This is a genomic window from Pseudoalteromonas sp., from assembly GCF_018402495.1.
GTDB lineage: Bacteria > Pseudomonadota > Gammaproteobacteria > Enterobacterales > Alteromonadaceae > Pseudoalteromonas.
In genome coordinates, this window is record NZ_JAGYIU010000001.1 from 262348 (window position 1) to 274854 (window position 12507).

The following is a 12507-nucleotide window of genomic DNA, read 5'->3' on the forward strand; positions in this document are numbered from 1 at the left end:
AAATGAAAGGGCTTACAAAGGAGGGTTAAATACGCTGGAGTAAAATAGCATTATTAGGCGCTATTTACTCCAGCCAAGTAATTACATTGACTCTAATTTCATACCGCGTGTTTCTTTAATGTATTTAACCACAAAGAACACACTAATAAACGCCGAGAGAGTGTAAAAACCATAGGCGCCTGCTAAACCAATACTACCTAGCATGATAGGGAAGGTCATAGTAATAGCAAAGTTAGCTATCCACTGCGCACTAGCAGCAACTGCAAGCGCGGCGCCGCGAATTCGGTTATTAAACATTTCACCAAGCAGTACCCACACAATTGGGCCCCAGCTTAAACCAAAAAATACCACAAACAGGTTAGCCATTATTAAAGCAAAGGTACCCATATTTTCGCTAAGTGCTAACTTGCCCGCTTCATCAAGGCCTGCACTGCCAAAGGTGTAGGTAAGTGCACTTAAACTAATAAACATACCTATGCTGCCTACTAGCAATAATGGTTTACGGCCTACTTTATCAACTAAGGCAATGGCAATAAAAGTAGACAAAATATTAGTGGTACCCGCAAGCACATTTATAAACAGTGATTGTGATTCATCAAAACCAGCGGCTTGCCAAAGTTCTGAACCGTAATAAAATACCACGTTAATACCAACAAATTGTTGAAAAACTGACAAAGCAACACCGACCCAAACAATAGGGTGTACTTTTTTACTGCCATCGATAAATAAATCGCGAATACTTGGCTTTTTATCGCTTTTCAGAGACTGCTTTACGTCATTGACTTGCGCATCAGAATCATCATTTGAAATTTTATTAAATACAGTTTTAGCGTGTTTAAGTTTACCCTGTGCAACTAAGTAGCGCGGTGATTCAGGGATAAACAAGACCCCAATTAAAAACAAGCCTGCAGGAACCAGTTCAGCCCAAAACATCCAGCGCCATGCAGCTAAGTCTAACAGTAAAATACCCTCGGCACCGCCTGCGGCATTAGCAATCAGGTAGTTACTTAAAAAGGCAGCAAACAGACCCAGCACAATAGCAAGCTGCTGCAGTGTCGCTAAACGGCCGCGTAAGCTGGCAGGAGCAACCTCTGCAATATAAGCCGGTGCTAAAACAGAGGCTGCACCTATGCCTAATCCGCCAAATAAGCGGTAAAAAATAAACTCAGCTGAGCTATCAGCAATACCAGAGCCAAAAGCGCTGACTGCAAATATAATGGCAGTAACAATCATGATAGCGCGACGACCAAATTTGTCAGCTAATGGGCCAGCCGCTAAAGCACCTAATGCACAACCCAATAAAACAGACGCAACATTAAAACCAGTTGCGACACTGCTTGAGTTAAATGTATTACCCAATGCCGATACAGTGCCATTTATAACGCCTGAATCAAAACCAAATAAAAAGCCACCAATGGCGGCAACAGCCGATATAAAAATAACGTATAAAAGTGAGCACTTTGTCTGTGCGCTTTGCTCACCTTTAGTTGCATGCTGTGTTGTCATGTTGTTCAATCCTAATTTTTATTATGTGTAATGAAGTTAAAGTACCACTAATAATTTGCGGGCAACCTTAGCACAGAGTAATCACGCTAAAAAAGATATTTCAATAGTAATACGTATGCATAAATAAATTAATTGAGTTGCGCGAGGGTCTGTTTATCTTTTGAGATTGAAGTTTCAGCAGTGTGTTTGACTTTTGAGCAAAATAGATCTTTTGCCATGTGAATGCCCGTAAATAGGTACTAACGCTTCGTTAATGTTAAACACGCACTGCTTGAAGGGTTCTGCTATCTACACAGGTGAAGATAAGGGCCTGGGTATAAAAAGGGTGCTCGGTTTTTACTTAGTTTATTAAGTAACAAACCTCGCTGAAATTAAAGCGCCCCAGATTGAATCAATTTAAATTCTAAAAGACTATTAACTCTTAATTGGGTTGCTAAAAGCGCTCAAATAATTATACTGTTTTTATATACAGTATTGGCGGTTTTTATGAGAAAAGAGTTACCAGCAAAATATTATTTGGCACATTTTAAAGAGTTAATAGACTTTGTGAGCGATAAATGTATGCATTTACTTGAACAAAAGCACATTACATTTATTAATAAAATAAACACGCTCGACGAGCAAAGCCAATGCATGCTAGCGCGTATTTATTCTCGTAAGCCTTATTTAGTGCAAATTCAGTCATTAAACTATGAAGAGATTATTTCGCCTTATCAGGCACTTTTTAATTTAAAAACAGCCGGGTTAGTATGTGAACCCTCACCAGCAGACGCTAAGCAACTGCTTAGTCACCTAACAAAGCCGGCCTTAATTGAGTTGCTAGCTCAACAAGAGCTGCCACCATTATTTAAAAAAAGTGCGGCTAAAAGTTGTTTAGTTGAAGTCGCTATTTCATTTTTTGAATCTAAGCCTGAGCGTCTTTCGCATTTATATAATCAGTACGTGATCAATAATAGAGACGAGTGTTATCAGTATTTTGAGTTTTTGTATATTGGCAGGCTCAGTGCCGGTGATGTTAATCATCAAAATCGGTTTGTACTAAGAGATTTAGGGGTAACTCCTGTTAGGCAAGGGCATAATGAAAGTTTGTCTCGCTTTGACTCAATTGAGGAAGCGCAATCTAACTATGTGTTAAACCGTTTTCGGTTAGCCGTTAAAAACGCGAAAGATGACAATGAAAATGAGACGTTAGCAAAACAGTTAATAAATGAATTAGCAGTAGGGGTTGTAGCTCGAAAGCTAAAGAATAAGTTATTGGTCATACTTTATAAGCAACTAAAAACAACTAACCCTGTATTAGCGTTTGATGTACTTAATGCCTGCGAAGACGATGCGCACGCACTAGAAATTCAAATAAGAGAGCAATACCGTTTAGGCAATAAAGAATGGGTAAAGGTGCAACTTGAGAAAATTATAGAAAATCCACTCACCGATGAGTTACTGTACTTTGCGGATGACTTTTTAATGCGCAAATTTAACAAGCAAACACGCTCACGGCTTAGTGAAATGTTAGCCAGTACACGCTGTATTATAGAAGTTGATGAACTTTACCGTGGCGATGTTGAGTTAGGTGTAAGTGATCACTACACTCGTCAAGGTAAACACGTTTTTTATACTGAGAATACTTTGTGGCAAAGCTTATTTGCGCTGGTTTTTTGGCAGGAACTTTTTATTGAAACCCCAACCCCACCCTGCAATGAGTTTGATATTTACCCGCAAGCCTTAAAAACAGATACATTTTATTTAAATCAATCCTCGCAAGTAGAGGCGCGGCTGGCTGCGTGTAATAGTACCCAAAAATTGCTGCGTTTAGTGTATAACCATGCAGCGAAGTATTATGAGCAACCAAATGGCTTATTTAGATGGCACAAAGATGTATTAAAGCCATTAGAGATGCTTATTTTAAACAGCCCGATAAATGCGCTATTAAGCCATTTAAAAAACATGGCAAAAAACTACCGACAATTAAAAGATGGTTACCCCGATTTAATGATTGTTGATAACAGCACAGTTCATTTTGAAGAGGTAAAAGCGCCCGGAGACAAGCTTAAAAGAAACCAGCTAGTGAGCATCGATAATTTAAAAAACAGTGGTTTTAAAGTCAATATTGCAGCGGTGAAGTGGTATGTAGACCCTAACCGTATTTATAGTGTGGTAGATATTGAAACTACAGGAGGCCTCAAAGGCGGTAACCGCATTACCGAAATTGGTATTGTTAAAGTAAAGCAGGGCGAAATAATTGATACATGGACCACATTGATAAATCCAGAGCGACCCATCCCGCGCTTTATTACCTCGCTTACAGGCATTAACGATGCCATGGTAAGCAATGCGCCCATATTTAGCGATATTGCAGAGCCGTTACTGAATCAGCTCTCAGGCAGTATTTTTGTGGCGCATAATGTTAATTTTGATTATGGCTTTATTAAAAAAGAGCTTGAGAGGGTGGGAATTAATTTTAAAATGCCAAAACTGTGTACAGTCGTTGAATCACGCAAAGCATTTAAGGGATTAAAGTCATACTCACTCGGTAATTTATCGGCACACTTTAATTTAAATTTAACTAATCATCACCGTGCATTAGACGATGCTAAAGCGGCCGCGCAGTTATTGTTACTGGTTCAGCAAACGGACAGCCAGTGATAGATTTACGTCAGTTAAAATGTATTTTGCTTAAAGTGGTAAAGTGCCTTGTGTATAAATAGAGGGTATTAAAAAATTAGGTTTATTTATTTTTAATGGGCGATTAAAACTGCGCTAATAAAATAATCGCTGTAAGCTTCGCAATCCCATGATAATATTAAATTTATGTTAACATCTTTTAGGGCGGGTGTTTTAAAAGTGGTGTATGTTTCTGGGCAAAAACAATAATAAATTAAGGATAATAATGAATCATCGACAATTGAGTGCCACTTTGCTGGTATTGATGGCTTTAATAACTGGCTGTAATTCGTCACCAATAAGTCTTTACAGCGATAATAACATGAAGAAAAAAGAATATAATGGTGTTAAGGCATACAGAAAAGGGGAGTTTGAAGAGGCTTTTAACTATTTAAAAGAGCCCGCTGCATTAGGTTATAAAAGTGCACAATACACCCTAGCGTTTATGTTTTTAAAAGGACAATATTTAGAGCAATCAACTAAGCTTGGTATGGGGTGGTTGGGTGTTGCTGCAGAAGCAGGCGTTGAAAATTGGTCACAACAATATGATACTTTTTATGCAGCTGCGACAACACACGAGAAGCAACAAATAGATGCAATTGTTGCCGTTTATATTGAGCAGTTTGGTGTTAAAGCTCAAAACATGACCTGCCGTAGGTCAACATCACCTAGGCGCACATTCGGCGAAATTAAAATTGATTGTAATAAACACGATGGTGTTGTCACCGTTCATGAAATACAAACAATAGAGTAAAGCTAGTTACTAACTAGCTTTTTCTCAAAGTCGCTTTTTACAATGTCGAGTGCTTTTAAAACCTCTTCGGGCTCTACGTCGTGTTGTTCTAATATCATAATTAAATCAACAGCCAGTTTTATGTGCGTAGGGGCGTCTTCTAGCGGGTTACTCATTAATATCTTTCTTTTTAGCAATCTGATCAATGGCATAGTCAATGGCCGCTTCAACGCGTTGTTCCATATCTAAACGATCTGTTTGAGTTAAATAAAACGCCATGTCTACATCGTATCGAATATAACGTGGGGGTAATTGATTGAGCACGGTACAGCAAAAGTCAGCCATTACATCGTCGTTGTAACGCTCATTAAGTTTACGTTTTTCTATTTCTTCTAGAACGAGTTTTTCGTAAAAATTGTGTATGTCGTCATCTAATCGCATATTCCTGTCACTCTTTGTTATTGTCTTTGATGAGTCTATACCAAGGATTGTTATAAATCGAGAGCCGCTTTAAATAGTTGCTTATGGACACTGACTAAATTATTGATGTTACGCTGATAACCACCACCTAAAGCGCACATAAGCGGTATGTTTCGCTGCTTACAAAAGTTAAGAACCTTAAAGTCGCGCTCATATACACCAGCTAAGGAAACATCAAATAAGCCGAGTTCGTCTTTGATGTAAATATCGGCGCCCGCATTATATAAAATAATATCGGGCTGGTGGAGACGAACACATAACTCAAGAGCTTGCTCTAGTGTTGTTAAATACTCTGCATCTGTGGTGTTTGCAGGTAAGCCAAAGTCGTAGTTTGAGTGCTGTTTTTGCCGAGGAAAGTTTTGTTCACAGTGAATTGAGCAGCTAATTATATGCTCGTGATGTTGGGTTATTTGCGCGGTACCGTCACCTTGGTGTACGTCACAATCAAATATTAATACGGTGTCGGCTTGCTCCGTTGCAATAAGGTGCGCTGCCGCAATGGCTAAATCATTAAAAATACAAAAGCCACTGCCGTAATTGCTATAAGCATGATGATAACCGCCACTTAAATTAGCCGCTAAACCACTTTTAAGTGCTGTTTCAGCGGCTTGAATACTGGCACCAACAGAGTAAAGTGTTCGCTTAACAAGTTCAGGAGAGTGAGGGAACCCCATTTTCTTAACCGCTTTGTCAGTTAACGACCCGTTTAAAAAGTCAGTAATATAATCTGAGTTATGGCATAAGTTTAATTGCGCTGTAGTTGCTGGCGAAGGTGATATAAATTGGGTGTAGCCTAAACATTCAACTTCATGCTTGAGCTGCTGATACTTTTTAATTGGAAAGCGATGGCGTTCAGGTAACGCTAATTGCGAGTACAGATCGTGATAAAAAAGCTGCATTAGCGTAGCTGTTGTTTTTCTACTTGTTGAATTTTGTCTTCGGTGGCAGAAATTGCTTTTCTACAACGGCCGAGTCGCGCATGAGTGGTTAAAATTTCCTGGTTAAGCTTTTGTGCCTGCGCTGGTGATGCTTTTTCCATTTGCAATTTACGCTCTTCAATCATCAGTATTAGTCGGCGTTCAAATTCATGGTTTTGTTTAAGCTCATCATATAATTCATGGGACGACTGCATGATTTTTTGCACTGCTTGCTTGTAAACGGGCTGTTTGGCACGAGGCTTGTAATGGCTTTTATTTTCTTTTACCCAAATAGGGGTCGATTTAATTACATTAAACACCGCTTGTACCTGACTAGCAATGCGCTCAAGTGCGTAAGTGTAGGCATGGCGGTGATCGCTCGGTGGTAGGCTGGCTATTTCATCTTCTATTTCTACTACGTAATCAACCAAGTTCATGCTTTTGGTGCTAAATACGGCTCTGTCAAATAAGCTTGGCTGTGCCTGCATATAACGGTTTTTAGAAAAGAGCTTTGCTTTGTCAAATTGCTCTGCCTGTTGCTTAAGCGTGGCAACTTGTTGGCGTAGTTTGTCTAAAGCAGCAGATTGCATATTAAAAGTATGCCTCGTAAATTAGTTTTAACGCTAAAAGTATAACCACAGTATTAAATACTGGACGAATAAATTTACTACCAAAACGAATCGCTGAATGTGCGCCAAACCACGCACCAAGCATGATAAAGAAGCCCATTGTAATTCCCAGTAAAAAGTTAACATGGCCAAGTGCAACAAAGGTAATGAGCGAAATAAAATTAGAAACAAAATTCATTGAACGGGCTAAGCCACAGTTTAGTAGTAAGCTCATTTTATAAAGCATACCATTTGAGGCTGTCCAAAAGGTGCCCGTACCGGGGCCGGCTAAGCCATCAAAAAAGCCTAAGCTTAATCCTTGTAGCCACTGCTTTACTTTTATTGCTGGGGTTAATTTAGGTAATTCGTCACTTTGTGTGGTGCTTAAATTGCCAAATAAGCTGTAGCAAGCCACCAAAATGATAATAATGGGTAAGAGCTTATTTAAAAATTCAATACTTAAATGATCAACAATAAGTGTGCCAATTAAAGCACCTATAGCGGTGGCTATAATAGATGCAAACCAAAATCGTGGGTTAAATAGTTGTTTTTTATAATAGGTAATACTAGCCGTTAAAGAGCCAAAGGTTGCTGCCAGTTTATTTGTACCCAGTGTTAAGTGCGGCGGTAAACCCGCTGTTAATAGTGCAGGTACGGTAAGTAAGCCACCACCGCCGGCAATGGCATCAATAAAGCCTGCCAAAAGTGCAACGCCACATAAAATAGCCCATGTTGTTGGGTCTAGTGCAAGTTCAAACATTAATAATCTATTTGTCTTTTAAAGGGTGGTAAGGTATCAAGCATGGCTTTGCCATATCGTTTGGTGATTAAGCGTCTATCTAAAATAGTAATTGTGCCACTATCACTTTCTTTACGCAGCAGTCTACCACAGCTTTGTACCAATTTCTTTGCTGCGTCTGGCACAGTAATCGATAAAAACGGATTACCGCCTTTACTTTGAACAAACTCCGCTTGTGCTTCTTCTATTGGTGATGTGGGCACCGCAAAGGGAATTTTTGTAATAATCAGATTCTCTAAATATTTACCAGGCAAATCAAGCCCTTCAGAGAGGCTTTGGGTGCCAAATAAAATACTGCCCTTGCCTTCATCAATATTTTTAGTGTGTAACTTTAGCAAAGCTTCTCGTGACATTTCACCTTGTACTAATAAGTTAAATCCTTTTGTTCTAAGAAACTTACTTACATGGTCCATTTGCCAGTACGAGGCAAATAACACTAAATTGGCCTTTTTAGTGTTGAGATACTCGGGTAACGTTTTAGCAATATGATCGCTAAACTCTTTATCGGTTGGCTCTATACTTGATGCCGGAATGCGCAAAGTAGCTTGCTTAGGGTAATCAAAAGGAGAGGGCACTTTAATAAATTTCACCCCTTCTTCTTTGGCAAGGCCGCTTTCATAGGCAAAGTGATCAAATGAACCGAGTGCGCTCAGGGTTGCTGAGCATAAAACAGCACCAGCACATTCGTTCCACAGCTTATCTTTTAAATAGTAACCGACCTCAATCGGGCAGTCGCTAAGCAAGTGATCATGATGGCTTTTATATTCAAGTCGTTTTATCCAACGCGCATGCGGTGTGCCTTCGCCTTTAGTGGCGTAACTAAACCATAATTTATTAAGTTGCTCTAATCGGTTTATGTATTGCCCGCTTTCAGCCAGAATGGGGTCGGCAACATAAGGTTTAATATCACCGTCGCTTACATCTTGGGTGAGGGTGTCGTGCATTTTATTTAAACACCGTAATGCATCAAGCGTGGCTTCGCTAATATCTTTTGCCTTAGCGTGTAACGATTTAGGGATTTCACCATGTTCAAAGCGATAGGTATCGTCTTTAGAATATTCAAAATCGGCGTTGTCGAGTATATCGCGCACCACTTTTAAATCTTTGTTAGCATCGTTAACGCTATCGCATAACTTAAAGTTTTGCCCAATACCTTTTTGACCCACTAACACTTTAGCCATTTTGCCACTGAATTTAGTGAGTTTGTCGAGCCAATCAATCGTGCCTTTTATTGTGGCGGCGGCAGATGAAAAATCACGTGTTATATGGGCAAGATGATGCGCTTCATCGATTACATATATGGTGTTGTCGGGCTCAGGTAAAATTTTTCCGCCCCCTAAGTCTAAATCGGCTAACAGTAACGAATGGTTTATAACCAATACGTCCATTTGCATTAACTGCTGGCGAGCCAGTTGAAACGGGCATGTTTGATGTGCTTTCATCTGGCGTTGGCAGGCATGTTTATCGCAGGCAATAAGCCCCCATACTCTATCAGGAATGGTATCTGCCCAGCTGTCTCTATCACCTTGCCATTTTTTATTTACGTAAGCATCATAAAGTTGCTTTAAGCATTTTGTTTCCATATCGCTTAATGGCGATGTAAGGGTAGGCATAAACTCCATTTGCGTTTGGCTATCGCCGTTAACCGCATTATGAAGTTTGTGTGCACAAATATAACGCTGGCGCCCTTTAACTAAATCAAATTTAAAATCGAGCCCTGAATGTTTTTTAAAAAACGGCAGTTCTTTTGCTATTAACTGCTCTTGTAAAGCCACAGTAGCCGTCGAAATAACGAGCTTCTTTTTTTGTGCTAATGCCAGTGGTAATGCGCCTAGGCAGTAAGCTAATGACTTACCTGTACCTGTGCCAGCTTCAATAACACAAATACGTTGCTTTTTATGGTACTCGCCAGCTAAGGTTTTGGCGATTTCGGCTACCAGGTAGTTTTGACTACTGCGAGGGCGGTAATCGCTTAGGTTATTTGCAACATGCTGGTGTACTTGTCTAATTGTTTGTTTTAGTGAGCTCGATAGCATGAGATGATTAACCTAAAATATGTATATAATTACAGTGCATATATTAAGTGGGATCGAACATTGACACAAGCAATCTATCAGGGCTTTATTTTATCAAGGCAACAATATGCGGCTAAAAATGCGCAAGGTATTACTTTATGCTATTGGTTAAGCTCTGATCAGGGGCCGATAAAAGTGGTTATTGAAAACCAGCAAGCGGTGTTTTTCATCCCATTGGCAGAACAACATACTGCAAATACATTATTACAACAGGCAAGTATAAAAGTGCAGTTTAATAACGTTGAGCTGTACCATTTCAGTGGCAGTGAATGTGTGGCATGTTACTTTGAGGATATAAAAAGTTTATATACTGCACGAGCTCTTTTAGAGCAAGCAATGCCTATTTACGAAGCCGATATACGTCACAGTGACCGCTTTTTAATGGAGCGCTTTATTAAAGGCGGAGTATGGGTAACCGGTAACGCCATCACTAAAAACGGCTTTATTGAAATTAATGACGCAAAATTAAAAGCAAACCCAGATTACACACCAACGCTTACGTCTGTTTCTTTGGATATAGAATGTAATGGCGATGGGGTGCTTTTTAGTGTTGCGCTTGTAGGAAATGGTCTAGATTGTGTGTTGATGATAGGTGAGCCGCAGCAAAGTGATTCAACATTTGAAATAGACTGGTGTTATGACGAAATTAACCTGCTCGACAAGCTGCAGCAATACATTATCAATAACGACCCCGATGTTATTATTGGTTGGAATGTTATTGATTTTGACTTTAGTTTATTGCAAGAGCGAGCAGAGGCCTTAGGACTTACCCTTAACTTTGGCCGAGATAATCAACCTTTATATATTAATAAAGGCCATTACACCCGGTTAACGCTTCCTGGGCGCTGCGTAATAGATGGCATTGATACACTAAAAAATGCCACTTACCGATTTGACAGCTTTTCGTTAGCTAATGTTGCAGAGCGGGTGCTTAACGAATCTAAATTAATAAAAACCGATAACCGATTAACAGAAATTGTACGCCAATTCAACGAAGATAAGCTCGCGTTAGCGGCTTATAACCGCCAAGATTGTATTTTAGTTAATCAAATTTTCGAAAAATTAAAGTTATTTGAATTTGCCATAGTCAGAACCCAAATAACAGGGCTTGAACTGGAACGCATGGGTGGCTCGGTTGCCGCATTTACAAACTTATACTTACCGTTATTACACCGCAGTGGTTATGTTGCCCCCAATTTAGGCGATCATGGCCTCTCATTTGAGAGCCCCGGTGGCTATGTGATGGAGTCGACTCCAGGGCTGTATAAAAACGTTTTGGTATTGGATTTCAAAAGCTTATACCCTTCAATTATGCGTACGTTTTGTATTGACCCGCTAGGTTTAATCGCAGGGTTAAATGCACCAGAGCATGCGGTTGAAGGATTTAATCAGGCGTTATTCTCAAGAACGCAGCACCATCTCCCCAAATTAATTGCACACCTCACCCAAACACGCCAAGAGGCAAAAGACACTAATCAACCTATGCTCTCGCAAGCGATTAAAATTATTATGAATAGTTTATATGGCGTACTCGGCTCTAAGGGTTGTCGGTTTTACGATCCGCGTTTATCGAGTTCTATTACTTTGCGTGGCCATGAGATAATGCAAACAACCCGTAAATGGATAGAAGCGCAAGGCTTTGAGGTGATTTACGGTGATACCGACTCAACGTTTGTAAAACTTTGTGAAGATAAAAGCCCAGCGCAGTGTAACGAAATTGGCTGCCAACTTGTTCGACATATTAACGAAAAGTGGCAGGTAGACTTAAAGCAGCGTTATGACTTACAAAGCTATTTAGAAATTGAATTTGAAACCCATTACAGCCCGTTTTTTATGCCAACTATACGAGGTAAAAAAACAGGTTCTAAAAAACGTTATGTTGGTCAAGTAAGCAAAAATAATGAAAAAAAACTGGTATTTAAAGGTATGGAAACCGTTCGCAGTGATTGGACTGAGTTTGCGCAGGAGTTTCAAACCGAATTATTTGAGACGTTATTTACTGACAACTTCGAAATACAACAACTGCACGATATTATAAATAGCTACACTCAAAAACTTTATAATGGTGAGTTCGACAGTAAATTAGTATATAGAAAGCGGTTAGGGCAGCACCTTAACGATTACATCAAAAATATTCCTCCTCATGTTCAAGCTGTTAAAAAATATAAAGCGAATCATCCTGAGTTTGAAATAAAACGCGGGCAGGTGATTGAATATGTTTACGCAGTAACCGGCGCTGAGCTTAATACCGGTAAAAACACCCTCAATTACCCCCTATATATTCAAAGACAGCTCGACCCTGTTGCGCAAATGATATTAAGCGCATTAAACACAACATCTGAATCTACACAAGCCTCATTGTTTTAAATTAACTATGAGCTTAATGCATGTTATGTAGTTAATTATTCGGGCAAAAATAAATAATACGAATAAAATATTTAAAATTTAATTAACAAGAGCGGCACTTGTTACATTTTCATTCAAGAACGACAAAAAATAAAATTGCGATAATAATTAAAAATAAATATTAATAATCAATTGCTTGATTTTTATTTTACGGTTTAGTTACAAAGTGATTGATAAAACTTACTTAAAAAATAAGATTAAAAAAATAATAAAACATCGTCAAAAATGATAACAAAAACAACTTAAAGTACTTTTAAAGTTAATTTAATGTTGACCACCCTGCATTCATAGTATTATCATCGAATACGTGATCACCAATCCA

General features: G+C 39.1%; 10 protein-coding genes. 3 read left to right on the plus strand and 7 right to left on the minus strand.

Features of this window, described 5'->3' with window-relative positions; all coding sequences use genetic code 11:
- Positions 1–81 precede the first annotated feature (81 nt).
- Complete coding sequence (locus KG708_RS01185) at positions 82–1506, minus strand: sugar porter family MFS transporter (protein ID WP_213607748.1); 1425 nt, start codon at positions 1504–1506, stop codon at positions 82–84.
- A gap of 486 nt (positions 1507–1992) precedes the next feature.
- Here KG708_RS01185 and KG708_RS01190 point away from each other — a divergent pair, with 486 nt between their 5' ends.
- Complete coding sequence (locus KG708_RS01190; RefSeq protein WP_213607749.1) at positions 1993–4149, plus strand: exonuclease domain-containing protein; 2157 nt, start codon at positions 1993–1995, stop codon at positions 4147–4149.
- Between the two features lie 244 nt (positions 4150–4393).
- A complete protein-coding gene (locus tag KG708_RS01195) occupies positions 4394–4921 on the plus strand; it encodes a sel1 repeat family protein (protein ID WP_213607750.1) in 528 nt (175 codons plus the stop codon).
- A gap of 2 nt (positions 4922–4923) precedes the next feature.
- On the opposite strand, the gene KG708_RS01200 is transcribed toward KG708_RS01195, so the two are convergent.
- The 6 genes from KG708_RS01200 to dinG are packed head-to-tail and all read right to left on the minus strand — an operon-like array spanning position 4924 to position 9740.
- Positions 4924–5076: a YbaM family protein gene (locus tag KG708_RS01200; protein ID WP_081762898.1), complete on the minus strand. Its 153-nt coding sequence runs from the start codon at positions 5074–5076 to the stop codon at positions 4924–4926.
- Positions 5069–5341 carry a late competence development ComFB family protein gene (locus KG708_RS01205; protein ID WP_213607751.1) on the minus strand — a complete coding sequence of 91 codons (273 nt, stop codon included), beginning with the start codon at positions 5339–5341 and terminating at the stop codon, positions 5069–5071. The genes KG708_RS01200 and KG708_RS01205 overlap by 8 nt, the downstream gene beginning before the upstream one ends.
- A gap of 50 nt (positions 5342–5391) precedes the next feature.
- Entirely contained in the window at positions 5392–6279 is an 888-nt protein-coding gene (locus KG708_RS01210; RefSeq protein ID WP_213607752.1) for a histone deacetylase, read from the minus strand.
- The gene (locus KG708_RS01215; protein WP_213607753.1) at positions 6279–6887 is read right to left on the minus strand and encodes a primosomal replication protein; all 609 of its coding nucleotides are present in this window, start codon (positions 6885–6887) and stop codon (positions 6279–6281) included. The genes KG708_RS01210 and KG708_RS01215 overlap by 1 nt, the downstream gene beginning before the upstream one ends.
- 1 nt (position 6888) lies before the next feature.
- Positions 6889–7665 (minus strand): TSUP family transporter, encoded by a 777-nt coding sequence (locus KG708_RS01220; RefSeq protein ID WP_213607754.1) that lies wholly within the window; start codon positions 7663–7665, stop codon positions 6889–6891.
- A complete protein-coding gene (gene dinG, locus KG708_RS01225; protein WP_213607755.1) occupies positions 7665–9740 on the minus strand; it encodes an ATP-dependent DNA helicase DinG in 2076 nt (691 codons plus the stop codon). The genes KG708_RS01220 and dinG overlap by 1 nt, the downstream gene beginning before the upstream one ends.
- Positions 9741–9800: 60 nt before the next feature.
- Between dinG and KG708_RS01230 the strand changes: the two genes are divergently transcribed.
- Positions 9801–12146: a DNA polymerase II gene (locus tag KG708_RS01230; RefSeq protein WP_213607756.1), complete on the plus strand. Its 2346-nt coding sequence runs from the start codon at positions 9801–9803 to the stop codon at positions 12144–12146.
- Positions 12147–12507 lie beyond the last annotated feature (361 nt).

Coding starts and splice junctions, on each gene's coding strand:
- KG708_RS01185 (WP_213607748.1), bottom strand. CDS start 1,506: ATGACAACACAGCATGCAACTAAAGGTGAGCAAAGCGCACAGACAAAG.
- KG708_RS01190 (WP_213607749.1), top strand. CDS start 1,993: ATGAGAAAAGAGTTACCAGCAAAATATTATTTGGCACATTTTAAAGAG.
- KG708_RS01195 (WP_213607750.1), top strand. CDS start 4,394: ATGAATCATCGACAATTGAGTGCCACTTTGCTGGTATTGATGGCTTTA.
- KG708_RS01200 (WP_081762898.1), bottom strand. CDS start 5,076: ATGAGTAACCCGCTAGAAGACGCCCCTACGCACATAAAACTGGCTGTT.
- KG708_RS01205 (WP_213607751.1), bottom strand. CDS start 5,341: ATGCGATTAGATGACGACATACACAATTTTTACGAAAAACTCGTTCTA.
- KG708_RS01210 (WP_213607752.1), bottom strand. CDS start 6,279: ATGCAGCTTTTTTATCACGATCTGTACTCGCAATTAGCGTTACCTGAA.
- KG708_RS01215 (WP_213607753.1), bottom strand. CDS start 6,887: ATGCAATCTGCTGCTTTAGACAAACTACGCCAACAAGTTGCCACGCTT.
- KG708_RS01220 (WP_213607754.1), bottom strand. CDS start 7,665: ATGTTTGAACTTGCACTAGACCCAACAACATGGGCTATTTTATGTGGC.
- dinG (WP_213607755.1), bottom strand. CDS start 9,740: ATGCTATCGAGCTCACTAAAACAAACAATTAGACAAGTACACCAGCAT.